Annotated in this window: 26 protein-coding genes and 1 pseudogene; 12 read left to right on the forward strand and 15 right to left on the reverse strand. The window is 71.4% G+C overall.

Going from position 1 to position 26,845, the window contains the following annotated elements:
• Nucleotides 1-31: 31 nt before the first annotated feature.
• From ACLF6P_RS16475 to ACLF6P_RS16485, 3 genes are all read left to right on the forward strand, one after another.
• Nucleotides 32-676 carry a TetR/AcrR family transcriptional regulator gene (locus tag ACLF6P_RS16475; RefSeq protein ID WP_415951099.1) on the forward strand — a complete coding sequence of 215 codons (645 nt, stop codon included), beginning with the start codon at nucleotides 32-34 and terminating at the stop codon, nucleotides 674-676.
• A 140-nt stretch (nucleotides 677-816) separates the two neighbouring features.
• Nucleotides 817-1,044 (forward strand): DUF3107 domain-containing protein, encoded by a 228-nt coding sequence (locus ACLF6P_RS16480; RefSeq protein ID WP_415951100.1) that lies wholly within the window; start codon nucleotides 817-819, stop codon nucleotides 1,042-1,044.
• 223 nt (nucleotides 1,045-1,267) lie between these two features.
• Nucleotides 1,268-1,573 (forward strand): hypothetical protein, encoded by a 306-nt coding sequence (locus ACLF6P_RS16485; RefSeq protein ID WP_415951101.1) that lies wholly within the window; start codon nucleotides 1,268-1,270, stop codon nucleotides 1,571-1,573.
• Between the two features lie 105 nt (nucleotides 1,574-1,678).
• Here the strand turns inward: ACLF6P_RS16485 and ACLF6P_RS16490 are convergent, their stop codons facing one another.
• On the reverse strand, nucleotides 1,679-2,416 hold the full coding sequence (locus ACLF6P_RS16490; protein ID WP_415951102.1) for a ferritin-like fold-containing protein: 738 nt from the start codon (nucleotides 2,414-2,416) through the stop codon (nucleotides 1,679-1,681).
• Between the two features lie 478 nt (nucleotides 2,417-2,894).
• On the opposite strand from ACLF6P_RS16490, the pseudogene ACLF6P_RS16495 reads away from it, so the two are divergent.
• Nucleotides 2,895-4,778, forward strand: a pseudogene (locus ACLF6P_RS16495) (DEAD/DEAH box helicase); the annotation flags it as partial.
• A 98-nt stretch (nucleotides 4,779-4,876) separates the two neighbouring features.
• Here the strand turns inward: ACLF6P_RS16495 and efeU are convergent.
• Genes efeU through efeO form a run of 3 tightly spaced genes read right to left on the reverse strand, consistent with a single transcriptional unit; the run spans nucleotide 4,877 to nucleotide 8,220 of the window.
• Nucleotides 4,877-5,785, reverse strand: coding sequence for an iron uptake transporter permease EfeU (gene efeU / locus ACLF6P_RS16500; RefSeq protein ID WP_415951105.1), 909 nt, complete (start codon nucleotides 5,783-5,785; stop codon nucleotides 4,877-4,879).
• A gap of 3 nt (nucleotides 5,786-5,788) precedes the next feature.
• The gene (efeB, locus tag ACLF6P_RS16505) at nucleotides 5,789-7,057 is read right to left on the reverse strand and encodes an iron uptake transporter deferrochelatase/peroxidase subunit (RefSeq protein ID WP_415951107.1); all 1,269 of its coding nucleotides are present in this window, start codon (nucleotides 7,055-7,057) and stop codon (nucleotides 5,789-5,791) included.
• An 8-nt stretch (nucleotides 7,058-7,065) separates the two neighbouring features.
• Nucleotides 7,066-8,220, reverse strand: coding sequence for an iron uptake system protein EfeO (efeO, locus tag ACLF6P_RS16510; protein ID WP_415951108.1), 1,155 nt, complete (start codon nucleotides 8,218-8,220; stop codon nucleotides 7,066-7,068).
• 158 nt (nucleotides 8,221-8,378) lie between these two features.
• On the opposite strand from efeO, the gene ACLF6P_RS16515 reads away from it, so the two are divergent.
• On the forward strand, nucleotides 8,379-9,230 hold the full coding sequence (locus ACLF6P_RS16515; RefSeq protein ID WP_415951109.1) for an alpha/beta fold hydrolase: 852 nt from the start codon (nucleotides 8,379-8,381) through the stop codon (nucleotides 9,228-9,230).
• Nucleotides 9,231-9,271: 41 nt separating this feature from the next.
• On the opposite strand, the gene ACLF6P_RS16520 is transcribed toward ACLF6P_RS16515, so the two are convergent.
• On the reverse strand, nucleotides 9,272-10,168 hold the full coding sequence (locus ACLF6P_RS16520) for an NYN domain-containing protein (protein ID WP_415951110.1): 897 nt from the start codon (nucleotides 10,166-10,168) through the stop codon (nucleotides 9,272-9,274).
• A 183-nt stretch (nucleotides 10,169-10,351) separates the two neighbouring features.
• Here ACLF6P_RS16520 and ACLF6P_RS16525 point away from each other — a divergent pair, with 183 nt between their 5' ends.
• Nucleotides 10,352-10,504, forward strand: a complete 153-nt coding sequence (locus ACLF6P_RS16525; RefSeq protein ID WP_399205891.1) for a hypothetical protein — start codon at nucleotides 10,352-10,354, stop codon at nucleotides 10,502-10,504.
• Between the two features lie 78 nt (nucleotides 10,505-10,582).
• On the opposite strand, the gene ACLF6P_RS16530 is transcribed toward ACLF6P_RS16525, so the two are convergent.
• The 4 genes from ACLF6P_RS16530 to ACLF6P_RS16545 form a co-directional block, all read right to left on the reverse strand.
• Entirely contained in the window at nucleotides 10,583-11,188 is a 606-nt protein-coding gene (locus ACLF6P_RS16530) for a MarC family protein (RefSeq protein ID WP_415951111.1), read from the reverse strand.
• A gap of 201 nt (nucleotides 11,189-11,389) precedes the next feature.
• Nucleotides 11,390-12,253 carry a PHP domain-containing protein gene (locus ACLF6P_RS16535; RefSeq protein WP_415951112.1) on the reverse strand — a complete coding sequence of 288 codons (864 nt, stop codon included), beginning with the start codon at nucleotides 12,251-12,253 and terminating at the stop codon, nucleotides 11,390-11,392.
• A gap of 150 nt (nucleotides 12,254-12,403) precedes the next feature.
• Nucleotides 12,404-13,045, reverse strand: a complete 642-nt coding sequence (locus ACLF6P_RS16540) for a DUF6758 family protein (RefSeq protein WP_415951113.1) — start codon at nucleotides 13,043-13,045, stop codon at nucleotides 12,404-12,406.
• Between the two features lie 80 nt (nucleotides 13,046-13,125).
• Nucleotides 13,126-13,725: a suppressor of fused domain protein gene (locus ACLF6P_RS16545; protein WP_415951114.1), complete on the reverse strand. Its 600-nt coding sequence runs from the start codon at nucleotides 13,723-13,725 to the stop codon at nucleotides 13,126-13,128.
• Between the two features lie 531 nt (nucleotides 13,726-14,256).
• Here ACLF6P_RS16545 and ACLF6P_RS16550 point away from each other — a divergent pair.
• Nucleotides 14,257-15,369 carry a magnesium and cobalt transport protein CorA gene (locus ACLF6P_RS16550; RefSeq protein WP_415951115.1) on the forward strand — a complete coding sequence of 371 codons (1,113 nt, stop codon included), beginning with the start codon at nucleotides 14,257-14,259 and terminating at the stop codon, nucleotides 15,367-15,369.
• A 143-nt stretch (nucleotides 15,370-15,512) separates the two neighbouring features.
• Entirely contained in the window at nucleotides 15,513-16,019 is a 507-nt protein-coding gene (locus ACLF6P_RS16555) for a hypothetical protein (RefSeq protein ID WP_415951116.1), read from the forward strand.
• A 20-nt stretch (nucleotides 16,020-16,039) separates the two neighbouring features.
• Here ACLF6P_RS16555 and ACLF6P_RS16560 read toward each other — a convergent pair whose 3' ends face one another.
• Nucleotides 16,040-16,840 carry a hypothetical protein gene (locus tag ACLF6P_RS16560; RefSeq protein WP_415951117.1) on the reverse strand — a complete coding sequence of 267 codons (801 nt, stop codon included), beginning with the start codon at nucleotides 16,838-16,840 and terminating at the stop codon, nucleotides 16,040-16,042.
• Between the two features lie 174 nt (nucleotides 16,841-17,014).
• On the opposite strand from ACLF6P_RS16560, the gene ACLF6P_RS16565 reads away from it, so the two are divergent.
• From ACLF6P_RS16565 to ACLF6P_RS16575, 3 genes are read left to right on the forward strand one after another with little or no spacing between them, the layout of a single operon-like run.
• Nucleotides 17,015-18,295 (forward strand): magnesium transporter MgtE N-terminal domain-containing protein, encoded by a 1,281-nt coding sequence (locus tag ACLF6P_RS16565; RefSeq protein WP_415951118.1) that lies wholly within the window; start codon nucleotides 17,015-17,017, stop codon nucleotides 18,293-18,295.
• Nucleotides 18,288-18,875: a DUF1003 domain-containing protein gene (locus ACLF6P_RS16570; RefSeq protein WP_415951119.1), complete on the forward strand. Its 588-nt coding sequence runs from the start codon at nucleotides 18,288-18,290 to the stop codon at nucleotides 18,873-18,875. Before ACLF6P_RS16565 ends, ACLF6P_RS16570 begins: the two co-directional genes overlap by 8 nt.
• Nucleotides 18,876-18,917: 42 nt before the next feature.
• Entirely contained in the window at nucleotides 18,918-20,102 is a 1,185-nt protein-coding gene (locus ACLF6P_RS16575; RefSeq protein ID WP_415951121.1) for an Mrp/NBP35 family ATP-binding protein, read from the forward strand.
• A 110-nt stretch (nucleotides 20,103-20,212) separates the two neighbouring features.
• Here ACLF6P_RS16575 and ACLF6P_RS16580 read toward each other — a convergent pair whose 3' ends face one another.
• The 5 genes from ACLF6P_RS16580 to sigE all read right to left on the reverse strand — a co-directional run bounded on the left by ACLF6P_RS16580 (nucleotide 20,213) and on the right by sigE (nucleotide 25,881).
• Entirely contained in the window at nucleotides 20,213-20,827 is a 615-nt protein-coding gene (locus ACLF6P_RS16580) for a hypothetical protein (RefSeq protein WP_415951122.1), read from the reverse strand.
• 212 nt (nucleotides 20,828-21,039) lie between these two features.
• Nucleotides 21,040-21,489: a sec-independent translocase gene (locus ACLF6P_RS16585; protein WP_415951123.1), complete on the reverse strand. Its 450-nt coding sequence runs from the start codon at nucleotides 21,487-21,489 to the stop codon at nucleotides 21,040-21,042.
• Between the two features lie 169 nt (nucleotides 21,490-21,658).
• Nucleotides 21,659-23,758 (reverse strand): trypsin-like peptidase domain-containing protein, encoded by a 2,100-nt coding sequence (locus ACLF6P_RS16590; protein WP_415951124.1) that lies wholly within the window; start codon nucleotides 23,756-23,758, stop codon nucleotides 21,659-21,661.
• Between the two features lie 231 nt (nucleotides 23,759-23,989).
• A complete protein-coding gene (locus ACLF6P_RS16595; protein WP_415951125.1) occupies nucleotides 23,990-25,108 on the reverse strand; it encodes an anti-sigma factor family protein in 1,119 nt (372 codons plus the stop codon).
• Nucleotides 25,105-25,881, reverse strand: coding sequence for an RNA polymerase sigma factor SigE (gene sigE / locus ACLF6P_RS16600; protein WP_415951127.1), 777 nt, complete (start codon nucleotides 25,879-25,881; stop codon nucleotides 25,105-25,107). The genes ACLF6P_RS16595 and sigE overlap by 4 nt, the downstream gene beginning before the upstream one ends.
• Nucleotides 25,882-26,088: 207 nt before the next feature.
• On the opposite strand from sigE, the gene ACLF6P_RS16605 reads away from it, so the two are divergent.
• Entirely contained in the window at nucleotides 26,089-26,802 is a 714-nt protein-coding gene (locus tag ACLF6P_RS16605; RefSeq protein WP_415951202.1) for an O-methyltransferase, read from the forward strand.
• Nucleotides 26,803-26,845: the final 43 nt, after the last annotated feature.

A 26,845-nucleotide genomic window follows, 5' to 3' on the forward strand; every position in this document is an offset into this window, starting at 1 on the left:
TGCACTACGGAACAGCAATTGGGGAGGCGGCGTGACAGCCACCGAGCAGACCGAGGCCGCGCCACGCCCGCGGGGCACCCGCCTGCCGCGCCGGGCCCGCCGCAACCAGCTTCTGGGCGCGGCCCAGGAAGTCTTCGTTGCGCAGGGGTACCACGCGGCGGCGATGGACGATATCGCCGAGCGTGCGGGCGTCAGCAAGCCGGTGCTGTACCAGCACTTCCCCGGCAAGCTCGACCTCTACCTCGCGCTGCTCGAGCAGCACTGCGAGTCGCTGCTGAGCGCGGTGCGCTCCGCCCTCGAGTCCACCACGGACAACAAGCTCCGCGTCGCCGCGACGATGGACGCGTACTTCACCTACGTCCAGGACCAGGGCGGCGCGTTCCGGCTGGTCTTCGAATCGGACCTCACCAACGAGCCGGCCGTGAAGGACCGGGTGGAGAAGGTGACGCTGGACTGCGCCACCGCGATCTGCGAGGTCATCGCCGAGGACACCGGTCTCTCGAAGGACGAGTCGATGCTGCTCGCCGTCGGCCTCGGCGGCTTCGCCCAGGTCGTGGCGCGCTACTGGCTGCACAGCGAGTCGAAGGTCGACCGCGACAAGGCGGTGGAGCTGCTCACCTCGCTGGCCTGGCGCGGTGTCGCGGGCTTCCCGCTGCACGGCACGGACGGCCACTGAGTCCCTGCTCCTGCGGTATTCCTCACGGATGTTCGCTGCCAGCGTGCACGGCGGCGCGCTGTCGAGTCCCCTCACCGGGCTAATGTTGGCGCGTACCGCGCGGAGGCCCGCGCACCACTGACCGTCGGAGGGACATAGCCGTGGAGGTCAAGATCGGCGTGCAGCACGCGCCGCGCGAGATCGTTCTGGAGAGCGGCCAGACCGCCGCAGAGGTCGAGAAGGCGGTGTCCGAGGCACTGAGTGGCAAGTCCGACCTGCTCACTCTCGTGGACGACCACGGCCGCAAGGTCCTGGTGCCGGCCGACCGGCTCGCCTACGTCGAGCTCGGCGAGCCGACCGCGCGCAAGGTGGGCTTCAGCGCGCTGTAGCCGCTTTGGTGCTCGGCCGGACCGCGCGCCGCTGCAGGCGAGCGGAATGCCGACGGAGGACGAGCGGAAGACGAACAGGGCGGGTCCCGGAGATGAACTCTCCGGGACCCGCCCTGTTGCGCTCGGCGTGTCCAAGTCGCCCGCCGCGGAAGGAGGATTGCGTTCCGCACGCCGGGGGTAGGACCGGCTGTGACCGATTTGCACCCCGGCCGTGGGAGGGCGCATGTTCCTGGAAGCGATCGCCGCCGTACTGCTCGGCCTGGCCCTCGCCCTCCTGGCGGGCCGCCGGCTCGCACACCGTCTGCCGTCCCGTTCGCTGGTCCTGGCGACGGGCGCGAGCGGCGCCCTGTTCGGCGCGCTCCTCACCCACTCGGCGCTGGGGGCGGGGCATGTCGCGGCGACGCTGGGCGGTGCGGTGGCCGTGGCGGTGGCATCCCTGTCGCTGCTGGTGCGGCCGCGTTCGGAGTCAGCCGGACCGGCGGCCCCGGCCCCGCCGACGCTTGAGGCGATCCGAGCGAAGCTCGGATGAGGGGTCCGGGGCGAGGGCCCGGGAAACGGTGATGGGCGGGGCGGGGAGAAAGGCCCGCCGCAGGCGCAACGGCGAGCAGTCCCCACCCACCCGCAGCGAACCCCCCTACGCGGCCAGCCCCAGCGCGGCCATCCGCTTGGTGTGCGCCTCCGTGATCCGCGAGAACATCCGCCCCACCTCGGCCAGGTCGAACCCGTCCGCGACCCCGCCCACCAGCATCGTGGACAGCGCGTCCCGGTCCGCCACCACCCGCTGCGACTGCGAGAGCGCCTCGCCCATCAGGCGCCGCGCCCACAGCGCGAGCCGCCCGCCGACCCGGTGGTCGGCGTCGATCGCGGCCCGTACCTTCTCCACGGCGAACGAGGCGTGCCCTGTGTCGTCGAGGACGGAGAGCACCAGCGCACGGGTGTCCGAGTCGAGCCGGGCGGCCACCTCGCGGTAGAAGTCGGAGGCGATCGAGTCGCCGACGTACGCCTTGACGAGGCCTTCGAGCCAGTCGGACGGGGCGGTCTGCTTGTGGAAGCCGTCGAGCGCGGCGACGAAGGGCTCCATGGCCTCGGTCGGCTCCGCGCCGATCGCGGAGAGACGGTCGCGCAGCTGTTCGAAGTGGTGGAACTCGGCCGAGGCCATCTTCGCCAGGGCCGCCTTGTCCGCCAGCGTCGGCGCGAGTTTCGCGTCCTCGGCGAGGCGCTCGAACGCGGCGAGCTCGCCGTAGGCGAGCGCGCCGAGGAGGTCGACGACCGCGGCACGGTACTGCGGGTCGGCGCTGGCCGTGGCCCAGTCCTGGGCGGCGATACCGGTCGGCTGGCGGGCTGCGTCCGTGGTGTTGTCAGGCGTCTCCATGCAGCGCACAATAGCCCGCCCGCGCGTACGGGGAAGGGGCCGGTGCGCCCTGCTCGACGCCTGCTCATCGCCTGCTCACCGCCTGTGACCAGCGTGACGTGAGGAATTTGACAGACATGCCTGCGGGTACTCGGGGTACAGTGGTAAAAGCCCGCTGAGTCGTGGCAGGTTTCCGCCGCGTACGAGACGCCGTACGGGACAACGTACGAGACGTGTGACGTCGGTATGCGAGGGAGACCCGCCGCCTCGACGGGCCGATGAATGAGGATGCCCGGTCGGTGGCCCGATCGGCTCCGACCCGACAGCCCTCATGTACGTACACAGCTGTACGTCCCGGAGGGGCCCCTCAGCGGCACGAGCGCTCGAGCGACGGCTGTGGTCCCGCGCCACCCGGCCTGCGCCTTGCGGCCGGAAGCTACCGGCTCGGCCACCGGCGGACCGAAGTCCTTGACTTCTGAAGTCCCGAGCTTCGAAGTCCTTGACTTTCGAAGTTCTTGACTTCTCGGGATCCGCCCGGTCAGACCCCCAGCGTTCGCCTTGTGCCGCGTCTCACAGAAGAGGCTGCACCCTGAATACGTCGAACACGCCTACGACTTTCCGAGAGCTCGGGATCCTTTCCGAGACCGCCGAGGCCCTTGAGGCCGTCGGCATCACCACGCCGTTCCCGATCCAGGAGTTGACGCTCCCCGTAGCGCTCTCCGGCACCGATGTCATCGGCCAGGCCAAGACCGGTACGGGCAAGACGCTGGGCTTCGGCCTGCCGCTCCTGGAGCGCGTCACCGTGCCCGCCGATGCCGAAGCGGGCCGTGCGAAGCCCGAGGACCTCACCGACGCGCCGCAGGCACTCATCGTGGTCCCCACCCGCGAGCTGTGCACCCAGGTCACCAACGACCTGCTCACCGCGGGCAAGGTACGCAATGTGCGTGTCACGGCCATATACGGCGGCCGTGCCTACGAGCCGCAGGTCGAGGCCCTGAAGAAGGGCGTCGACGTGGTCGTCGGCACCCCGGGCCGCCTCCTCGACCTCGCGGGCCAGAAGAAGCTGAACCTGTCGAAGGTGAAGTGCCTGGTCCTCGACGAGGCCGACGAGATGCTCGACCTGGGCTTCCTGCCCGATGTCGAGAAGATCATCAACATGCTGCCGGTGCGCCGCCAGACCATGCTGTTCTCGGCCACCATGCCGGGCGCGGTCATCGGTCTCGCCCGCCGCTACATGTCGCAGCCCACGCACATCCGCGCCACCGCGCCGGACGACGAGGGCCAGACCGTCGCGAACACGGCGCAGTTCGTCTACCGCGCGCACAACATGGACAAGCCGGAGATGGTCGCGCGCATCCTGCAGGCCGAGGGCCGCGGACTCGCGATGGTCTTCTGCCGTACGAAGCGCACGGCTGCCGATGTCGCCGAGCAGCTGGAGCGCCGCGGATTCGCCTCCGGCGCCGTCCACGGCGACCTGGGCCAGGGCGCCCGCGAGCAGGCGCTGCGCGCCTTCCGCAACGGCAAGGTCGACGTCCTTGTCTGCACCGACGTCGCCGCGCGCGGTATCGACGTCGAGGGCGTCACGCACGTCATCAACTACCAGTCCCCCGAGGACGAGAAGACCTACCTGCACCGCATCGGCCGCACCGGCCGCGCGGGCGCCAAGGGCACCGCGATCACGCTGGTCGACTGGGACGACATCCCGCGCTGGCAGCTGATCAACAAGGCGCTCGAGCTGGACTTCAACGACCCGGCCGAGACGTACTCCTCCTCCCCGCACCTGTTCACCGACCTCGGTATCCCCGAGGGCACGAAGGGTGTCCTGCCGCGCGCCGAGCGCACGCGGGCCGGTCTGAGGGCCGAGGAGGTCGAGGACCTGGGCGAGCCCGGCGGCAAGGGCGGCCGTTCCCGCGGCCGCGGCGGCCGCTCCGCCGAGCGGACCGAGGAGCGCCCGGCCCGTACGCGGACGCCGCGTCAGCGCCGTCGTACGCGGGGCGGAGCCGCCGTGGAGGGCTCGGCCCCGGCCGAGGCGCCCGTAGCCGAGGCGCCCGCAGCCGAGGCCACGCAGGGCGATGCCGCCCAGGCCGTGGAGGAGTCCGCGGTCCGTACGCCGCGCCGCCGGCGCCGTACGCGTGCGGGGGCTTCCGCTCAGCAGGCGACGGCCGAGCAGGCCGTGGCCGAGGTGAGCGCGCCGGAGGCGGCCGACGAGGCCGCACAGGGCGCCGAGGCACCCGCCAAGCCGCGCCGCCGCCGGACCCGTAAGAGCACGCAGTCCGCCGCCGCGGCCGAGGCGCCCGCCGCGAGCACCGCGGCCAAGGGCGAGGACGAGGCTCCGGCCAAGCCCCGCCGGCGCCGTACGCGCAAGGCCGCGGCCTCCGCGGAGCAGCCCGCCGAGGGCTGAGCACCCGGTGTCAACGCCGGTGGCCCGCACTCCCCGAGGGGGTGCGGGCCACCGGCGTTCGCGCGCCTGCTCGGCTCGGTTCAGCTCTGCTCGCCGACCGGGCTGTCCTCGGACGTGCGCGCCTCGGGGGCAGGCGCGTCAGCCGTACGCGCGTCAGCCGTACGCGCCCCGGGCACAGGCGCGGTCCGCGAAGCCCGCACCGGCCGCAGGAACAGCAGGAGCGTCGGAACCAGATACGCCGCCCACACGACGACCTGCAGCACCGTCGGATCGGGCTGGAAGTTGAAGATGCCCTTGAGCAGCGTGGCGTGCCAGGTGTCCGGCGGGTAGTTCTCGCTGATGTCGAAGGCCTTGTCGGCGAGACCGCCGAGGAACCGGGCCTCCTGCAGGTCGTGCACCCCGTACGCGAGGATCCCCGCGGCCACCACGACGAGCATGCCGCCGGTCCACTTGAAGAACTTCGCGAGGTTGATGCGCAGCGCCCCGCGGTAGAACAGCCAGCCCATGACGACCGAGGTGAGCAGCCCGAGGACCGCGCCGAGCAGCGGGTCCCAGCCGCTGTCGGCGGCGTCCACGGCACTCCACACGATGAGCGCGGTCTCCAGGCCCTCCCGGCCGACCGCCAGGAACGCGGTGAGGACCAGGGCGCCGGTCCCGAGCGCGAGCGCGGAGTCGAGTCTGCCGTGCAGGTCGGCCTTCAGATGGCGGGCGGTGCGCCGCATCCAGAAGACCATCCAGGTCACCAGGGCGACGGCGACGACGGACAGGGTGCCGCCGATGAGTTCCTTCGCCTCGAAGGTGAGGTCCCGCGTGCCGAACTGCAGCGTGGCGCCGAAGGCGAGGCTGACCGCGACCGCGATCCCGACGCCGGTCCAGACCGGGGTGAGCGCCTTGCGGTTGTCCGTCTTGACCAGGTACGCGACCAGGATGCAGACGACGAGCGAGGCTTCCAGGCCCTCGCGCAGCCCGATCAGGTAGTTGGCGAACATCGCTCACGCCTTCCCGGATCCGGTGAACAGGGCGCTGCCCCACCAGTCCTCGTCGTCGCGCACACCCGGCGGGATCGCGAAGACGGCCGAGCCGACGTGCTGGATGTACTCGTTGAGCACATCGTGGCGGGCCAGCTGCAGCTGCACCGGGATGAAGGCGTCGCGTACGTCGCGCTGGTACGCGAGGAAGAACAGGCCCGCGTCCAGGCGGCCGAGTCCGTCCGTGCCGTCGGTGAAGGAGTAGCCGCGCCGCAGCATCCTGGCCCCGCCGTTGGAGTCGGGGTGCGCCAGGCGGACGTGTGCGGCCTCGGGCATGGCCTTGAGGTTCGGCTCGTCGTGCTCGCGCTTCTTGCCGTACGGAGCGCCTTCGCCCTTGTCCCGGCCGAAGATGTCCTCCTGCTCCTTGAGCGAGGTGCGGTCCCAGGTCTCGATGTTCATCCGGATCCGGCGCGCCACGAGGTACGAGCCGCCGTTCATCCAGTCCGGGCCGTCCTTCTCACCCACCCAGACGTGCTGGTCGAGTCCTGCGGTGTCGGTGCCGGCGATGTTCCGGGTGCCGTCCTTGAAGCCCATCATGTTGCGCGGGGTCTGCGCCTCGGGGGTCGTCGAGGAGGTCTTGCCGAAGCCGAGCTGGGACCAGCGCACGGCCGCCCTGCCGAAGCCGATCCGGGCGAGGTTGCGGATCGCGTGCACCGCGACCTGCGGGTCGTCCGCGCAGGCCTGCACGCACAGATCGCCGCCGCCGCGCGCCGGATCGAGGTTGTCCCCGGGGAACCTGGGCAGGTCGACCAGGGCCTCGGGCCGCTTGTCCTTCAGGCCGAAACGCCCGTCGAACAGGGACGGCCCGAAGCCCACGGTGAGCGTCAGCCGCGAGGGCTTGAGGCCGAGCGCCTCGCCCGTGTCGTCCGGCGGCGCCTCGGCGAGCCCGCCGTACGCGCCCTGGCCGACCGGGCTGCCCTGCGTCATCAGGGCGGCGGCCTCGGTCCAGTCCTTGAGCAGCTGGATCAGCTGCTCGCGGTCCTTCGTCTTCACGTCGAAGGCGGCGAAATGCAGCCGGTCCTGCACGGCGGTGGCGATACCCGCCTGGTGCCTGCCGTGGAACGGGACCGCCGCGCCTGCCTCGCCGACGGGCGCGGTGCGCTCGCCGCCGCCCTCGAACGCGAGGGCCGCGCCGCCGGCCGCGGCGGCACCGAGCGCGAGCCCGGCGCCGCCCCAGCCGAGCAGCGAACGGCGGGTCGGGACGCCTGCCTCGTCGTTGCCGGTGTCAGTCATGTCCCCTCCTACTTCACGACCGCGGCGGCCAGCTTGGACAGCGGCTCGGCGAGGGCGTTGACCCCGTCCGAGAGCTCCTTGCGCTCCGCCTTGCCGACCTTGTCGTACGAGACGAAGTCGTAGGACTCCTTGTTCTCGCGGTACTTGTCGAGCAGCGTGTTGAGGGCCGCGAACTGGCGGTCGAGCTCCTTGGTGAGCTCCGCGTCGTTCTTCTCGGCGACCGGCTTGAGGAGTTCGTAGGACTTCTGCGCGCCCTCCACGTTCGCCTTGAAGTCGACGAGGTCGGTGTGCGAGTAGCGCTCCTCCTCGCCGGTGACCTTGCCGGTGGCGACCTCGTCGAGGAGCTCCTTGGCGCCGTTGGCCATCGAGGTGGGCGTGATCTCGGCCTCGCCGACCTTGTCCTGCCAGGCCTCCAGGTCCTTGATCAGGAGGTCGGCGAGCTCCTTGTCGCGCTCGGTGATCTCTCCGTCCTCCCAGAGCGAGCGCTCCAGGCGGTGCCAGCCGGTCCAGTCCTTCTCCAGGTCCTGGCCCTCCTCCAGGCCGTCCTCGCGCAGGTCGACCTTGGGGTCGAGGTCGCCGAAGGACTCGGCGACCGGCTCGGTGCGCTCCCAGCCGATGCGGGAGGGCGCGTATGCCTTCTTCGCGGCCTCGAGGTCGCCGGCCTTGACGGCCTCGGCGAAGGTCCTGACGAGCGGCAGCGTCTCGTCCGCCTGCTGCTGCACGTACTTGCGGTACGCGGCCACGGCGGCGTCCAGCTTCGGGTCGCGCTTGTCGACCTTGCCACCGCCGGTCGCCTCGACCTGCTGGCGGATGCCGTCGCCCTTCATGCCGGGCTTGCAGGCGATCTGGTACGAGCCGGCCTTCACCTCGGCGGTGACGGTCTGCTTCGTGCCGGGGCCGATGTTCTCGCGCTCGGTGACGATCCGGTCGTCCGGGTAGAGGACATAGACCTCGGTGACCTTGGAGCCCTTGTTCTCGACGGCCAGCTGGATGTGGCCGGCCGGGAACTCCTTCTTGTCCACCTCACAGCTGTCGTCGGTGGCGATGACGGAGATGACGTTGTCGTCCCCGGCCTTCGCGTCCGACTTCTCCGTGCAGCCGGTGGCCACGGCGGCGAGGGCCACCGCGGTGGCGGAAGCGAGGGTCATACGGACGGGACGCATCAGGGCTCCAGAAGGGTCAGGCCGGGCAGGGTCGGACGGGCCGGGTGGTTCGACCCGGCCAGATAAGGCTCACCTAAGTTATCTGAGCCTTATCTCACTACGACCACGAGGCGGTCAAGGCCAGGTCAAACAGTGAGGACACCGGCTAACCTCGGTCCATGAGCCGGCCGCCGACGTTCACCCCGCCGCCCTGCGCGTACGCCACCACCCTGAGCACGGACCGCGGGGACTTCGCGGCCGTCGACGCGCGGCCGGAGGGGAGGCCGCCGAGGGCCACCGTCCTGATGCTGCCCGGATACACCGGCAGCAAGGAGGACTTCATCGCGCTGCACGAGCCGCTCGCCGCCGCCGGGTACCGGAGCGTGGCGGTGGACGGGCGCGGGCAGTACGAGTCCGAGGGACCGGCCGGGGACGAAGGGCCGTACGCGCAGGGCGAGCTGGCCGGGGACGTGCTCGCGCAGGCCGCCGCGCTCGGCGGAGGCCGGCCGGTGCATCTGCTCGGGCATTCGCTCGGCGGCCAGATCGCCCGCGCGGCCGTGCTCGCCGATCCCTCGCCGTTCCGCTCGCTCACCCTCATGTCGTCCGGTCCCGCACAGATCTCGCCCGCGCAGCAGCAGCGCGTCAAGCTGCTGCTCGACGCGCTGGCGGTGATGGACATGGCGCAGGTGTGGGAGGCGATCCAGGCCCTCGACGCGCCCGAGGAGACGGCCACGGACGAAGAGCTGCGCTCCCGCTGGCTGCGCCACAACCCGTCCCAGCTCACCGCCACCGGACGGCAGCTGATGTCGGAGCCGGACCGCGTGGCCGAACTCGCCCGCGTACCCCTGCCGGTGCATGTGCTCTCCGGTGTACGGGACGACACCTGGCCCGTGGAGCTCTTCGACGAGATGGCGCTACGGCTCGGGGCGGCCCGCAGCGTCATCGCGGACGCCGAGCACTCCCCCAATACGGACCAGCCGGAGCGTACGGCCGCCGCGCTCATCGCCTTCTGGGACCGGCTGGAGTCCTGATCGGGCTGCAGTGGGCCGCACCCGAATGACTTCGGGCGACGTCAGACCTGCGTCTGCAGGTGGTCCCAGAAGCCGTCGCGCAGGGCGCGGCGCAGGTCCGCCTGGCCGCGCAGGGAGTACTGCAGCAGCCGTTCGGCCTCGATGAGGAGGTCCTGGTCGACCGGGCCCGGCAGATACGGGTGGCCCGGCAGCAGGTCGACCATCTGCTCGCGGCCGCGCGAGCCGAGCCAGGTGGCGGCGATCCGCGCGCCGACGAAGCGCACGTCGTCGCGGGCGGGCCGGGGTGTGGCGGGATCGTAGGCGGTGGCGGTGCGGCGGGCCACGTACGGCTTGACGAAGTCGAGTTCGAGCGTGCGCTGGCTGTCGACCTCCCACAGGAGGGGCTCGGCCTGGTTGCGGCCCTCGGCCGCCTCGATGCCCCAGAGGTGGACGCGGGCGCCGTAGCCCTGCGCCGCCTCGACCGCGGAGACCAGGTCCTCGTCGCCGCCGATCAGGGCCGCGTCGCTGATGGCGCGGTGCCGGGCGAGGGATTCGAGGTCGCTGCGGATCAGCGAGTCGACGCCCTTCTGCTGGTTGTTGGCGTTGAGGTTGCCGAGGCGGACCTTGACGTCGGGGAGCTCGGCGATCGACTGCTGCTCGGAGGTGTGGATCCGGCGGCGGGCGCCGTCGTACCAGTAGACGCGGAGCAGCCGGCTGTCGGCGAAGATCGTGCGGGCCTTGTCGATGAGGGCGTCGATCAGGCCTTCGGCATCGAGGTCGAAGGCGCGGCGGTCCTCCGTACCGGCGACGAGGCGTCCGGCCGCGGCGTAGAGATAGCCGGCGTCGACGAAGATCGCGTGGGTCGACGGGGTCTTGGCCACTTCGGCGAGCATGCGCTGCAGCAGCTCGTTGGTGTGGTCGATACGGGTCGACAGGAACGCGAGATCTTCTTCGTTCATAGGTGAGCCATTCTCGGTCTCGTCACGCTGCGAACACAAGCGATCTCTCTACTGACGAGTAGTTAGCCTAGGAAAAGATTTCCTTAGCGTAGGGAATGATTGTAGGCTGCATGGCGTTGGACCCTTGCATACGCAAGCACCAGTTCTCCTGCAGGAGGATCACCAGACGAAGGGAGAAGCCTTATGCGCTTCGAGATCATGCGCCTGGACGATGTCAACGGAACCGCCGTGGACAGCACCGTCGTGGACGCCGCCTCCGTCAACCGGATCGTGCAGCAGGCCGCCGCCCGCGGCCAGCGCATCTACATCCGCCCGGCCACCGCCGCGGATTCATGACGCCGTCGCCCACCTCTGTGACGTAGCAGTACGTACGAGGCCCCCGCGCAACGAGGCGCGGGGGCCTTTTCGTATGCCTCAGGCTCCCTGGATGACCTGGGTGATGCCGTTGATGATCTGCTGGACGGCGATCGCGGAGAGCATCATGCCCGCCAGGCGGGTGACGAGGACGACACCGCCGTCCTTGATGACCCGGATGATCACCAGCGAGTAGCGCATCACGAGCCAGAGCACGACGTGGATGGCGAGGATCGCGCTCCATACGGAGAGCTGGTCGCCGAAGCCGTCTGCGTTCTGCACGGCGAGGATCACCGAGACGATCGCACCGGGACCGGCGAGCAGCGGCATGCCCAGGGGAACGAGGGCGACGTTGACATCCTTGGTCTGCTTGGGCTCGTCGGTCTTGCCGGTGAGCAGGTCGAGCGCGATGAGGAGCAGCAGCAGGCCGCCGGCGATCATCAGGGCCGGAACCGAGACATGCAGGTAGTCGAGGATCTGGTGGCCTACGAGGCCGAAGAGCGTGATCACGCCGAAGGCCACACAGACCGCCTGGAAGGCCATCCGGCGCTGCACCTTGGCGGGACGGCCCGCGGTCAGGGCGAGGAAGATCGGGGTGACCCCGGGCGGGTCCATGATCACGAAAAGGGTGAGGAAGAGGGAGCCGAACGCGGCGAATTCGAACACGGCGAAGCCTTGTGGGGTGTCGGGGTGTGCTGGGGTGTGGGGTGTTCCGGGTGCTGAGGTGCTGAGGTGCTGAGGTACCGCGGGTGTGAGCGGTGGAGTGCGCGGGCGCGCGCGGGCATGACGCGGGATGCGGCCCGGGGATCCGGGTCGGTATGCGGCCCGGGGATCCGGGTCGCGGTCAGGCGCGCGGTCGGCGCGTGGTCAGGCGCGTACTCCCCCGGTGCCGGGGACCGGGAACGCGCCCGTCGCACGGCGGATGATCTCCCCGTAGACCTCGGGGTCGGTGGTGTACTCGGCGAGCTCGCAGGTCTTGCGGCTGCCGTGGTAGTCGCTGGAGCCGGTGGCGAGCAGGCCGAGGTCGGCGGCGAGGCCCTTGAGCCGGGCTCGGGTCGCCGCGTCGTGGTCCATGTGATCGGCCTCGATGCCGTCGAGCCCGGCCGCGGCCAGTTCGGCGATCGCGGACTCGGGGACGACCTCGCCGCGCTTGACGGCGAGCGGGTGCGCGAAGACGGTGACCCCGCCGGCCGCCTTGACGAGGCGGATCGCCTCGAAGGGGTCGAGTTCGTGCTTCTCGACGTAGGCACGGCCGCCGTCGGCGAGCCAGTCGGGCGTGAAGGCATCGGAGACCGTGGGCACGACGCCCAGTTCGACCAGGGCCTCGGCTATGTGCGGGCGGCCCACCGAGCCGTCGCCCGCGATCCGCGCCACCTGCTCCCACTCGACGGGGACGCCCAGCTCGCGCAGCTTGCCGACCATGGCGCGGGCGCGCGGGACACGGTCGTCGCGGACGAGTTCACGCTCGGCGAGGAGTGCGGGTTCCTCGGCGTCGAAGAGGTACGCGAGGAGGTGCAGCCCCGTGCCGTTCAGGCGGCAGGAGAGCTCGGCGCCGGTGACGAGGGTGAGGCCCTCGGGCAGCGCCCGCGCAGCCTCCTGGTGCCCGCGCGTCGTGTCGTGATCGGTCAGGGCGATCACGTCGAGGCCCTGCGCCCGTGCCTTGCGGACCAGCTCGGCCGGGGTATCGGTGCCATCGGAAGCCGTGGAGTGGGTGTGCAGGTCGATCCGCACAAGGGCTCCTCTCGGCTTCCGGGGTGGGTTCCGTTCGTACGGTTCACACGTTCGCATGCGTACGGACGGAGTTCGGGCGACGCTCCAGGATAGCGGGAGGAGTGGGGCGGTGCCGACGCATGGGGCGGCGGTGGGGCCCGGGGCGACCCGTCACACCGCCAGGATCCGCGGGGACAGCGCCCCGCACGGCAGGAGTTCCACCTCGGCGCCCGCGTCCCTCAGGTCCGTGAGGACCAGTTCGTCGTACAGGAGCAGACCCGACTGCTCGGGCCAGACCACCGCCCACAGCCACAGGCCCCGGGCCTCGCCCGCGAAGACCGCGCGGTCCGAGGGGGTGTCCTTGACATGCCAGAGCGGGGTGGGGCGGCCGGCCGCGAGGACCTTGGCCTGGGGCGGGCCGGAGACGTCGAGGTGCGGGCCGGGATCGGGGCCGGGCATGCCCGCGTAGCGGGCGCCGAGGCCGACGCCCAGCTCCTCCGCGATCAGGACCATCTCACCGCTGCCGCCGAGCGGCCCGGGGCCAGAGCAGGCGACGGCCGTGGCGCGCCCGCCGCTGCGGTCGTCGCCCGCGCAGGCCACGCCGGTGAACAGCCAGCCGACCGGCAGCGGCCACGGCATCCAGACCGGCACCTGCGAGCGGTGCACGACGACGGAGAGCGCCTCGACACTCGGCGGGACCACCGGCTGCAATGGGTGCACGATGCCGTGCACATCACACTGCCACGCGTCGGCGAAGAGGCCGGGAGCCCGCACCCGGCCACCACACTTCGGGCAACTGGGTTCGCCCCTCATAACGCTCAACAGTCCTACCCGCCCGGCGCCGCGTCAAGGACGATCACCCGTCCGGATGGTGGCGCCCCCGGAAGCCGCCGTCAGTCCAGCCCCACGGAGCCCCGCGCCGGATCCCGCAGATCCGTCCCCCGGGCCAGCCACCGCTCCTCCAGGGCCGCCGCCCCGTGCACCCGCTTCCACGCCGCCTCGTTCGGGGTCATCGGCAGCAGCGGAAGGAAATGGACGGGGTCCATCGGGGCGTCGAGAGCCAGGTCCTCGACCAGGCCGCCCGGTTCGGCGACCAGGACGGAGGTGAACGGGGCGCCCGGCCACAGGGGTTCGCCCGTGTCCAGGGAGGCTCCCGGGGCCACCACCACACCCTCCACCTGCGGGGAGGCCGCCAGGACCGCGAGCGGCCGGAGCAGCTTGTCGGTGTCGGCGCGCCCGGCCCGTACGGAGAGGATCAGCTCGGCGCGCGGACCCTGCACCGGATCGGCGAGCGCCAACGTGGGGTCCGTCATCGGCGCGGCGGACATCCCGAGGCTGGCGTAGCGGACCACCGGCCCGCCCTCGGCGGAGGGGTCGGTGAAACGCAGCACCTCTATACGGTCCGTGCCGAGGAACGTCACCGCCGCGCGGGCATCGGGTTCACCGAGCGCCATACGGAGCCGGGCTTCGACGAGAGCCAGTACATCTGCCATTGAGCGAGCATAGAACGCGGCCCGCGACACGCAGCGCGCCCCCGCTCCGTACAGAAAGAGCAAAGCGGGGCAGCGGACTTCGGTCGGCTGATAAAGTTGGCGGCTGGTCAGGGCATCGTGTTGACGGCCGCAACGGCATCGACACGGGCAGGCCCGGCAGACGGCTATCCCCCACGGGGGCCCGGCGCGAGGAGGTGGGACTCATGGACCGAAGTCGACCGTGTAGTACCACCCGTTCTTCCGCCCGGTAACTGCCTTTCACTCGGCCTTTCCGTACCCGGCCCGCAAGCGGGCAAACTCCGGATTCACAGGCACCAGGTACCAGGCACCGGCTACCGGTGGAAGAGCGTCTCGGTCCCGCAAGAGCCAAGAGCCGTGCTCGATCTGCCCCAGTGGTGAGAACGCCGGGAGCGTACGCACGGTGCCGCCCGCTTTGCGGATGTCCCGCCATGGATCCGGTGGATCCCGGGGACACCCTCATTCCGGGCTGTGCCACCGCCCGCACCGGCAGCCGCCTCCAAGGAGTCTGCCATGTCCATGATCCGTGACCTGCGTGCCGCCGTCCGCCCCCAGCTGCGCAAGAGCGCGAGCGGAGCGGCCTACGACACGACCCGCGACCTCTCGGCCATGAGCGCCGTCGTCGACTGCGCCGTCTACCGGGACGGCCGCCGCGTCAGGAACGGGGCATCGCTCACGCCGCACGAGGCGATGCTCCAGGTGCGCAGCGAAGGCGGCTTCGCGTGGATCGGACTGCACGAGCCGACCGAGGCCGAATTCGCCGGTATCGCCGCCGAGTTCGGGCTGCACCCGCTCGCCGTCGAGGACGCCGTGCACGCGCACCAGCGGCCGAAGCTGGAGCGCTACGACGACACCCTGTTCACGGTGTTCAAGACCATCCACTACGTGGACCACGCCGAACTCACCGCCACCAGCGAGGTCGTGGAGGCGGGCGAGGTGATGTGCTTCACCGGCAAGGACTTCTTCATCACCGTGCGGCACGGCGGCCAGGGCTCGCTGCGCGGCCTCAGGCACCGGCTCCAGGACGACCCCGAGTTGCTCGCGAAGGGCCCCTCGGCGGTGCTGCACGCCATCGCGGACCACGTGGTCGACGGGTACATCGCCGTCGCCGACGCCGTGCAGAACGACATCGACGAGGTCGAGAGCGAGGTCTTCTCGCCGGACAGCAAGGGCCGTGCGCGCGGCAGCGACGCCGGGCGGATCTACCAGCTCAAGCGGGAGGTCCTGGAGTTCAAGCGGGCCGTGGCGCCGCTGTCGCGGCCGCTGCAGCTGCTCAGCGAGCGGCCGATGCGGCTGATCGACCCGGACATCCAGAACTACTTCCGTGACGTGGCCGACCACCTGGCGCGCGTCCAGGAACAGGTCGTCGGCTTCGACGAACTGCTCAACTCGATCCTTCAGGCCAACCTCGCGCAGGCGACCGTCGCGCAGAACGAGGACATGCGCAAGATCACCTCGTGGGCGGCGATCATCGCCGTGCCCACGATGATCTGCGGGGTCTACGGGATGAACTTCGAGCACATGCCCGAACTGCAGTGGAAGTACGGCTACCCGATGGTGATGGCCGGGATCGCCGGGATCTGCTTCGCGATCCACCGCACGCTCAAGCGGAACGGATGGCTTTAGCCGACGGGCGTCGGAAGGCCGGCTGTGCACTCGGCAGGCCGACTCTGCCCTCGGCAGCCCGGCTGCACCCTCAGAAGCCCGGCTGTGCACGAGGTGCCGTACTGCCGTACGGAGTCGCGTGCGCCTCGCCTACGCTGCACCCCATGACTGATGCGCTGCTCGACGCCGCCCTCGCCGAGGAGGCCACCAAGAAGTCCGGCCTCATCTGGGTGCGGGGCGACGGCTCCCCCGCCCGTGCGCTCTGGCACGTATGGACCGAGGGCGCCGCGCATGTCGTGGGGGACGGGCCCGGCGAGCAGCCGCTGCCCGGACTCGTCGACGGGGAGACCGCACAGGTCACCGTGCGCAGCAAGGACAAGGGCGGGCGGATCGTGGGCTGGCGCGCCAAGGTGGTGGAGCTGGCGCCGGGCTCCGAGGCCTGGGAGGCCGCCGTCTCGGACCTCAAGGGAAAGCGGCTCAACGCCGTCGACAGCGAGCAGCTGACGCAGCGCTGGGCCGCCGAGTGCCGGGTACTGCGGCTGGAGTGGCTGGGGAACGAGGCGGCACTCCCGGACGGCTCGCTCGCCGAGGTCCCGCTGCCTTCGCCGTACACGACGCGCCGGAAGATCCCGGCGGGGCTGCCGAAGCTGCTGTTCAAGCGGCGGCGCTAGGGCGTGTTTCGAAACACGCCCTAGCTCTCGGAAGCCCTCAGCTTGTCGCCGAAGTCGACCACGTCCTTCTTGGACGGGGCGTCCAGGTTCACCGGCTGCCCCCAGTCGCTGAGGCGGAGCGTGCCGGCGTTGCCCGCGCGGACCAGGCGCAGCGGGTACGGCTCGCCCTCCAGGGCGACGTCGAGCGTGCCGCCCTTGCCGTTGTCCGAGTCGAGCTGGATCGTGCGGACGGAGCCGACCTCGGAGCGGTCGCCCTTGGTGAGTCTGCCGGGTATGTCGAGGAGCATGGTGAGCAGTTCGCCCTTGTCGGTGTAGACGCGCAGCTGCTCGTACTTGGGGTCGTCCTCGGGGACCTTCACGTACTTGTCGGAGAGCTTGGTGGACTTGGGGAGCTCGTCGCCCTCCTTGCCATCGTCCGCCTTGCCGTCACCCTTCTGCTTCCCGCCCGCGCCCTTGTCGCCCTTGAGGAGCGCCGCATCGGCCTGCAGATAGACGTCGTCGCCGACGCGCAGAAGCCGGAAGCTGACCCCGTCATCGGTGATCTTCCCGGTGCCGCCGTCCGCGTTCAGCTTCATCTCGATCTTGTACGGCTGCCCCTTGACGACCAGATCGGCATCGATGGTCACCGAGGCCACACTGTCCGCCGCCGCCCGCGAACGGCTGTGGATCTTCTCGGCGGAGAGCTTGGCCACTCCGTTGGTGCCCGCGTCGGGGTCCTCGGCTCCGCAGCCGGTCAGTCCCGCCGTCCCGGCGATGAGCCCTGCGCTCAGCACGCCGGCCACGGCGGTTCGGCGGGCACGACCCAGGTGGTTCGCGGTCACGTGAGCTGCTGCCTCTCATCCAGGTTTCTCGCCAGTAGGGCAGCGTACCCGGGCCCGCCCGCGCACTCGCGGACAGCCTTACGGACGCCCCACCAGGGCGTTTCCAAACCGGTCGGACTAGCCTGAAGTCCGTATTGCCCGAAAAGGATCGGGAAGGGCCGGGAAGGAGACCGTATGGCGTCGAGCACTCCCCGGATCTTCGTCTCGCACCTCTCGGACGCCGCCGTCTACGACCCCAACGGCGACCAGGTGGGGCGCGTCCGTGACCTGGTGGCGAACCTGCGCGTGGGCAACCGGCCGCCGGGCCTTCTCGGCCTCGTCGTCGAGGTGTCCACGCGGCGCCGGATCTTCCTGCCCATGACCCGGGTCACCGGCATCCAGGCCGGCCAGGTCATCACGACCGGCGTACTGAACGTACGGCGCTTCGAGCAGCGGCCCACCGAACGCCTGATCCTCGGCGAGCTGCTCGACCGCCGTGTGCGCCTGGTCGAATCCGGCGAGGAGGTCACGGTTCTCGACGTGTCGGTGCAGCAACTCCCGGCGCGTCGCGACTGGCAGATCGACCGGGTGTACGTACGGAAGGGGAAGGCCGGGACGTTCCGGCGGGCCAAGGGAGAGGCGCTGACCGTCGAGTGGTCGGCGGTCACCGGGTTCACGCTGGAGGAGCACGGGCAGGGCGCGGAGTCACTGCTCGCCACGTTCGAGCAGCTGCGCGCCGCCGACCTCGCCAACGTGCTGCACCATCTGTCCGCGAAGCGCCGGATCGAGGTGGCCGCGGCACTCGACGACGACCGGCTCGCCGACGTACTCGAGGAGCTGCCCGAGGACGACCAGATCGAGATCCTCGGCAAGCTCCAGGAGGAGCGCGCCGCCGACGTCCTTGAGGCGATGGACCCCGACGACGCGGCGGACCTGCTCGGCGAGCTGCCCGAGGACGAGCAGGAGAAGCTGCTCGAACTGATGCGGCCCGAGGAGGCCGCGGACGTCCGCAGGCTCATGGCCTACGAGGAACGCACGGCGGGCGGCCTGATGACCACCGAACCGATCGTGCTGCAGCCGGACGCCACGGTCGCCGACGCGCTGGCCCGGATCCGCAATCCCGACCTCTCCCCCGCGCTCGCCGCGCAGGTCTACGTCTGCCGGCCGCCCGACCAGACGCCGACCGGCAGATACCTCGGCACGATCCACTTCCAGCGGCTGCTGCGCGATCCGCCGTTCACGCTCGTCGGCACGATGCTCGACAAGGATCTGCAGACGCTCAGCCCCGAGACCTCGCTGCCCGAGGTGACCAGCTTCTTCGCCACGTACGACATGGTCGCGGCGCCCGTCGTGGACGACGGCGGCTCGCTGCTCGGTGCCGTCACCGTCGACGACGTACTCGACCATCTGCTGCCGGACGACTGGCGCGAGACGGAGTTCCACGCGGCGGAGACGGTGGACGGTGTCCATGAGTGACCACGGGTCCGGCGAGCGCGGCGAGAGCGCCACCAAGGAGCGGGCCCTGGCCCGCGCCCGGGTACGGCTCGACCAGCCGGCTCCGCCGCGGCGGCGCTTCGTGCCCGAGGTGGACCCCGACGCGTTCGGGCGGATGTCGGAGCGGATCGCGCGCTTCCTCGGGACGGGCACGTTCCTCGTCTGGATGACGGTCTTCATCCTGGTCTGGGTGATCTGGAACATGATCGTCCCCGACGCTCTGCGCTTCGACGAGTACCCCTTCATCTTCCTGACCCTGATGCTCTCGCTGCAGGCCTCCTACGCCGCGCCACTGATCCTGCTCGCGCAGAACCGGCAGGACGACCGCGACCGCGTCAACCTCGAACAGGACCGTAAGCAGAACGAGCGCTCCATCGCCGATACCGAATACCTGACCAGGGAGATCGCCTCGCTGAGGATCGGTCTGGGCGAGGTGGCGACCCGCGACTGGATCCGCTCGGAACTGCAGGACCTGATCAGAGAGATGGACGAGCGTCGCGAGCAGCAGCGCCAGGTATTCCCGTCGGCGGCGGAGGCCCGGCGTGACGAAGACGACCGCTGAGCGGGGATACGGAGGCGCTCCGCGCGCCCGTACTATTTCTGCATGGCTACCGACACTCCCCCACCCTCGAACAACCTCGGGCGGGGGGACCCCCTCCCGACCGAGGAAGCCCTCCGCGAGGCGCTCTCCACGGTCAATGACCCCGAGATCAACCGGCCGATCACCGAGCTGGGCATGGTCAAATCGGTCGATGTCTCGGCGGATGGCGCGGTGGCCGTCACCGTCTATCTCACGGTCTCCGGCTGCCCGATGCGCGAGACGATCACCTCGCGCGTCACCGAGGCCGTGCAGGCCGTCGAGGGGGTGACCGCCGTCGAGGTCACGCTCGACGTGATGAGCGACGAGCAGCGCAAGGAACTGGCGGCGGCGCTGCGCGGCGGGACCGCCGAGCGCGAGGTGCCCTTCGCCAAGCCCGGCTCGCTGACCCGGGTGTACGCGGTGGCCTCCGGCAAGGGCGGCGTCGGCAAGTCCTCGGTGACCGTGAACCTCGCCGCGGCGATGGCGGCCGACGGCCTCAAGGTCGGTGTCGTGGACGCCGACATCTACGGCCACTCGGTGCCGCGCATGCTGGGTGCGGACGGCAAGCCCACCCAGGTCGAGAACATGATCATGCCGCCCGCCGCGAACGGCGTGAAGGTCATCTCGATCGGCATGTTCACGCCGGGCAACGCGCCGGTGGTGTGGCGCGGCCCGATGCTGCACCGCGCGCTCCAGCAGTTCCTCGCGGATGTCTACTGGGGCGACCTGGACGTGCTCCTTCTCGACCTGCCCCCGGGCACCGGCGACATCGCGATCTCCATCGCCCAGCTCGTGCCCAACGCCGAGATCCTCGTCGTCACCACCCCGCAGCAGGCCGCCGCCGAGGTGGCCGAGCGGGCCGGTTCGATCGCGGTGCAGACGCACCAGAAGATCGTCGGCGTGGTCGAGAACATGTCCGGCCTGCCCTGCCCGCACTGCGACGAGATGATCGACGTCTTCGGCACGGGCGGCGGCGAGAAGGTCGCCGAAGGCCTCACCAAGACCACCGGCGCCTCGGTGCCGGTCCTCGGCGCCATCCCCATCGACGTGCGGCTGCGCGAAGGCGGCGACGACGGCAGGCCGGTCGTCCTGTCCGACCCCGACTCGCCCGCCGGTGCGGCGCTGCGCTCCATCGCCGGCAAGCTCGGCGGGCGCCAGCGCGGCCTGTCCGGCATGTCGCTCGGGATCACACCGCGCAACAAGTTCTGAGAGCTGTCATACGAGGACGGGGCGCCCTTCACGGTGAGGGGCGCCCCGTCCTCGTATCCGCGTGCGCCCGGGCCGCGCGGCGGGATGCTCGGCACCACGCGGCCGCGCGCTCAGCCCTCGTACGCCGCCAGGTCCTTGACCATCGAGAAGCCGAGCCCGTACGCGCTCATGCCGCGGCCGTACGCGCCCAGGTGGACGCCCTGTTCGGTGGAGCCCGCGAGCACCCAGCCGAATTCGGACTCGCGGTAGTGGAACGGCCGTGGCACGCCGTCCACCGGCAGCGAGAGCGTCGACCAGTCGCCGCCGGTGAGATCGTCGGCGAGCACCCAGGCGGTCTCGGTCTGCTGGGCGAGCCAGTCGTCGCGCAGCGCGTGGTCCATCTGCCCCGGCCAGGTGAAGCTCAGCAGTCCCGCGCCCGCCAGCCAGGCCGCGGAGGAGACCGAGGTCGCCTCCAGGAGACCGGTCCCGTCGGCGCTGCGGCGCACGGGGTTGGACGGGATGCTCACCACCACCGCGAAACGCTCACGGTCGGCGCTCATGTCGGCGCGGACGACCGGTTCGTCACCGTGGCCGAGCGAGCCGTGCTCGACCGTGCCGTCCGCGGCGGCACCGACCTGCATCAGCCAGCGCGGTCCGGTGAAGGCCTCGTCGAGCGCGTACCACGGGAACGGTGCGAGCAGATACCCCTCGACCGTGCGCGCCCCGCTGTGACTCGTCGTCTCCATCTGTCGGCCGCCTCCTTCGTCCTGTTCCGTCCGCATTCGGCCCGCCCCCCTCGGGCGTCCTGAGTCGGACAACACCGTAGGAGGATAGCGATACCGCTCCTTGGGGACGGTTTCCGGCGGGGGCGGGCCGCGTCACGAGCGGCGCGATACGGGCGCGAGGGGACGGCGCGCGAGGGCGCACAGGGGCGCTTCGAGGGCGCGCCCGCAGCGGGTCAGGTGGCGTCGGAGTCGAACGGCGGGCGCTCGTCCTGGGCCGGGGCTGGCTTCTTCTGCAGATCCGGGCCCTTGGACAGGCTCGGCCTGCCGACGGAGCCACCGCTGTCCGCGGCGGGCTCACGGCCGTTCACCGAGTCCGCGACCTCGGCCATCTCCTTCTTCAGATCGAAGCCGTTGCGGATCTCGTCGATGCCGAGGTCGCCGCCGTGCTGGTCGATCTGCTTGCGGATGAACTTCTTGGGGTTCAGATCCTCGAACTCGAAGTCCTTGAACTCCGGTCCCAGCTCGTCCCTGATGTCCTGCTTCGCGCTGTCGGAGAAGGCGCGGACCTTCCGGATGAAGCCGGCGACATCCTGGATCACCTTGGGCAGCTTGTCCGGGCCGAAGACGAGCACGGCAAGGATCACGAGCGTGATCAGCTCCCAGCCGCCTATGTCGTTGAACACCTGTCGCTCCTTGCCCTGTCCTCGTCCCGTCGGAAGGTGGCCGCACAGACCTGTTTCCGGGCAGGTCCACGGTACCCGCCTCTCCCGGCGACCGGTACGGTCCGGCCGCCGGGAACGGTGATCGATCCCCGGACGTTTCGGTGAACGCCCGCTGTACGGGGCCCTGCTGTCAGTCGTCCGCCTCGCCGAGGGTCAGCGTGATGTCCCGCTCCTTGCCGTCGCGCTCGATGGTCAACTTCATCCGGTCGCCGGGCTCCTGGGCGCGGATCTTCACGATCAGCTCCTCGGCCGAATGGATCCGCTGGCCGTCCACCCCGGTGATCACATCCCCGGGCTCGATGCCCGCCTTGTCGGCCGGGCCGCCGGGCTTGACCGCGGGCGTGCCGCCGGAGCCCTCCTCGGCGACCTTCGCGCCGTCCCCGAAGAACTGGGGGTCGAGCGTGACCTCGATCACCGGATGGGTGGCGCGGCCGTCGTTGATGAGCTGCTCGGCGACGCGCTTGCCCTGGTTGATCGGGATCGCGAAACCGAGACCGATGGAACCCGCCTGGCTGCCGTCCGGGCCGCCGTTGCCCGCCGAGCGGATGGCGCTGTTGATCCCGATCACATGGGCCTTGGCGTCGACGAGCGGACCGCCGGAGTTGCCTGGGTTGATGGGGGCGTCGGTCTGCAGCGCGTTCACATACGAGACATCGCTGCCGGACTCGCCGCCGGCCGTGATCGGGCGCTCCTTCGCGCTGATGATCCCGGAGGTGACGGTGTTGGAGAGGTCGAAGGGCGCGCCGATCGCCACGACCGGGTCACCGACACGGACATTGTCGGAGTTGCCGAGCGGCAGGGGCTTGAGGCCCTTGACCCCGGAGACCTTCACCACGGCCAGGTCGTATCCGGCGTCGCGGCCCACGATCTTCGCGCTCGCGGTCTCGCCGCCGCTGAACGTCACGGAGATCTCGCCGCCGTCGTCTCCCGGCTCGACGACGTGGTTGTTGGTGAGGATGTGGCCCTTGCGGTCGAGCACGAAGCCGGTGCCGGTACCGGCCCCGTCGTCGCCGGTGACGTGCAGGGTGACCACGCTGGGCAGGGCGCTGGCGGCGATCCCGGCGACGCTGTCCGGGGCGCGGTCGCCCGAGTCCTCGCCGGCCTGGTCCAGTTCGACCGTTCCGACGCCGCCGTTGCGCTCGATATAGGCGCCGACGCCGCCACCGATTCCGCCGGTGACCAAGGCCAGTGCGACGGCCCCGAGGACGAGCAGCCCCTTCCGCGACTTCCGCTTCGGAGCCCCGACGTCACTGCCACCGGGCAGCAGCGGCTGCTGCCGCACCTGCCACGGGTCGTAGGCGGCCCAGGGGGCGGAGGGCGCGTACTGAGCGGCGGGCTGCTGCGCGCCGGGCAGGGTGGGCTGCTGGGGAGCGGCGGCGTGGGCATGGGCTGCGGCGCCGGTGCCGGTCGGGTGCGACGCGTGCGGGGCCCCCTGAGCGGCTGCGGCGGCGGGCCGGCCCTGCGGGGCGGTCTGCGCCTGGGCGGCTGCGGGGTGACCCTGCTGGGTGGCTGCGGGGTGGCTCTGCGGGCCGTCCACTGCCTGGGCGGCGGGCTGGGGCTGCTGGTTGGCCGGTGGCTGGGTGGCTGCGGGCTCGCCGCCCTGGCCCGGAAGGGGCTGGGCAGGTGCGGCGGCGGGCTGGCCATGGAGGGCCATGGGCTGGGCCGGTGCTACCTGTTGCTGGGTCTCAGGCACGGGCGCGCCAGGAATGGGTGCGCCACCGGGTATCTGCTGCCCCTGCGGCAGCGCGGTCCCCTGCGCGGGCGTGGCCACCGGATGCTGCACGGGCGGCGCGGGCGCCCAGGGCCCGGGCCCGCCGTACGGCGGCGTGCTGTACGGATCGGGCTCGTGCAACGGACTCGGACGCTCGGCAGGAGCGGACGCGACGGGCTCCACGGGAGCGGAGCCGACCGGCTCAGCGGGCACGGGGGCATCCGGCCCGGCGGACGCGGGCGCGGGCGCGACCGGCTCGGCGGACGCGGGCGCATCCGGCTCCGCAGGTGTGGCGGGCTCGGGGTTCGGGGCGCTCAGCGGGTAGTCGCCGTCCACGGCGGGCTGCGGTCGTGGGGCCTCGGGACCGGGGGAAGCATCCCGTGCAGGCTCCGACGGCAGGTGCGTCGGCCCCTCTTCCGGCGCCGCCCCCGTCGTCGGTGCCGTGGTCGTCGAGGCCTCCGTGCTTCGGGGTCGGCTCCACCACTTCGGCTTGGGCCCGGCGGGCTTGCCCTCGTCCATGCCTCTCCCCACGCAGCGCTCGGCGTCTCGATCCCGCGGCCCCAGGTTCGGGCGCGGGCTTGTGCGAGGTCCCGGCCGGTGCGGTGCGATCCTCGGCAGCGGCCGCACGGCGAAGTACGGCCGACCCGGATCCGCCCCCACCAGGCGCAACCCCCGCAGGGGGCCTGCCTCCACAAGGCGGCCCCACCCTGGGATTCAACCAGGTCTCCGGACGTGCGGGCAGCAGCAGGGTCAGTGGCCGCGCAGCGAAAGCCCGGCAGATGGGGACGGGTTGGGCGGTTCGCCCAACCCCGGCGCCGGGGAGCTCGCGGTGAAGGGAGGCGCGGAGCTCGCGAGCATCGGTGCAGCGGAGCTCGCGGCAAAGGGGGGTGTGGAGCTCGCGGCGAGGGGCGCCTCGGCGCCCGGAGCGAGCGGGACCTGGGCACCGGGGGCGAGCGGCTGCAGGGGCGCATACGGCAACTGGACGCCCACCGGACGTATCAGCGGCGGCAGGGCCGGCGGACGGTTCAGTATCGGCGAGGTGACGGGCAGCTGGTCCGGAGCCACCACCTCCGGAGCGGCCACACCGGTCGCCGCGACGGGCTTGGGCAGCTTCCCGGGCGCCTCGGCATCTGCACTCTGCCCAGCGCCACGCCGTCGGTTCGACTCGGCCGCCGCCCCTGCTCCCTGGCTGCGCGGCGGCGATGCATTGGCCCCGCCCCGCGCCTCGGCGCTGTCGACGGGCATCCCCGAGACGCCGCCGAGCGCGATCGCCGCCAGCGAGACCGCCCCGGCCGCCGCGAAGGCAAACCGCCGTCCACGCGAGGCGGATCCACGTGCCTCGCCGCCACGGCCCACATCGTGGATACGGAAGCCGCCCGCGCGGTCGCCGCCGGGCAGCATCCCGCCGCGGCCGCCGGAGGGCGCATACGAGAAGCTCTCGGGCCGCAGCCCGAGACCGCCCCCTCCCCGCACGCCGAAGACACCCTCGCCGAACGGGGCACCGAAGGGGTCACCCTTGCCGCCACGGGCGAAGGCCGAGGTCCGCTCCCCGCGGTCGACCGGGCCGGCCCGGTCGCCGCGGTCGAAGGGACCGCCCCGGTCGTCCTCGGGTCCGCCCGCGTCGGAGAGGCCTTGCAGCCGGGCGAGGAAGCTCTCCGAGGGCGGAGGGGGTGCCACCTCGGCGAAAACGGACTTCAGCCGCCGCTGGGCATCGGCCTCGGCCTTGCACCGGGCGCAGGTGGCGAGATGCGCGAGCACCCGCTCGCGCGTGTCATGGCCCAGCTCGCCGTCCACCAGGGCGGCGAGCCGGTCGCCCAGATGCTGCTCGGCCAGCTGTCTCTCGGCAGGATTGAGCTGTGATCCACTCACGCGGTCGCGCCCCCTCCCTCCACGGCGGGCGCGCCCACGAACGCCAGCGAACGGCGCTCGGCACGCGCCTCGGGCGAGCGGTGCTGCAGGGCCTTGCGGAGCTGGGAGCGGCCACGGTGGATCCGGCTGCGCACGGTGCCGAGCTTCACACCCAGGGTGGCGGCGATCTCCTCGTACGAAAGGCCCTCGATGTCGCAGAGGACGACGGCGGCACGGAACTCGGGGGCGAGGGTGTCGAGGGCCTGCTGGACGTCCGCGTCGAAGTGCGTGTCGTTGAAGACCTGCTGGGGTCCGAGCTCGCGGCTCGGCAGCCGCTCGGCCGCGTCGTCGCCCAGGGCGTCGAAGCGGATGCGCTGGCGGCGGCGGACCATGTCCAGGAAGAGGTTGGTGGTGATGCGGTGCAGCCAGCCCTCGAACGTGCCCGGCGTATAGGTGGACAGCGAGCGGAAGACGCGCACGAAGACTTCCTGGGTGAGGTCCTCGGCGTCGTGCTGGTTGCCCGTCAGGCGGTAGGCGAGGCGGTAGACGCGGCCGCTGTGCGTGCTGACGATCTCCTCCCAGCTGGGCGGAGTCCACGCCTGCGATTCCGCATCGGCGGCAAAGGTCGCGGTCTGTGCGGAAACGGCGGAGTGGTCAGCGGTGTCGGTCACGGATTTCGGCTCGCCCGCCGACCTGCGGAAACGGCGCTTGATTCGCGCCATCGTCCCGAGGTCACCGCGCGCAGCCGCACCTCCCCTGTCAGCTCTGGTGGTGTCCAGTGGAGCCCCTACCATAGCCACCTCGCCCGTTAGCTCAGGATAAGAGTCTTTACAAGAATTTGAAGTTCTCGGCCGGGGTTCGCCCGGTCGTTCGTACGCTTCGTCCCCCTGGTCCACTTCCTTCCCCCCCGTCTTGTGGCACCAGAACTTCCCGAGGGGTCCGCCCGCCCTCGCACTTCCTTTACAACGCCCGGTCCCATCAGCAGGTTCCCGCCCCAACGGATACAGTCACGGCCAGATGGGGCCAGGGGCCAGGCCTCCGGCACGGGGAGACAGGAGAGGGCCATTACCGGCAACCGGCCGCCGAGTTCGGCATTCGCCGACGCCTTCGTCGCGGAGGACGAGGCGCTGCTCTGGGCGCGCGAGCGCGCGCACGAGGCAGGGCTGCGCGCCGTCTCGCCCGCGACCGGTGCCGCCCTGGGGATGCTGGCCGCGACGGTCGGCGCCAAGGCCGTGGCGGAGATCGGCACCGGCACGGGCGTGTCCGGAATCCATCTCCTCGGCGGCATGCGGCACGACGGGGTGCTCACCACCGTCGACCCGGAGCCGGAGCGCCAGCAGTTCGCGCGCACCGCGCTGCGGGCCGCGGGTTTCGCGACGAACCGGGCCCGGTTCATCCCCGGGCGTGCCCTGGACGTACTGCCGCGGCTCGCGGACAGCGGGTACGACCTCGTCTTCTGCGACGGCGACCGCGGCGAGTGCGTCGACTACCTTGCTGAATCGTTGCGCCTCCTGCGCCCCGGCGGTCTCGTCGTGTTCGAAGGCGTCTTCGCGGAGGGCCGTACGGTCGACTCGGGGCCCCAGCCGGTGGAGGTGCTGCGCCTGCGGGAGCTGCTGCGGACCGTACGGGAGAGCTCGGAGCTCGTGCCGTCGGTGCTGCCGGTGGGCGACGGGCTGCTGTGTGCGGTGAAGCGGCCGGTCGGGGCACCCGCGTAACGCGGCCGCCCGGGCAGCTCGGGGTATCCCCGTGGCTCGGGGC

This window comes from Streptomyces lothianensis (genome assembly GCF_047779955.1).
Classification (GTDB): domain Bacteria; phylum Actinomycetota; class Actinomycetes; order Streptomycetales; family Streptomycetaceae; genus Streptomyces.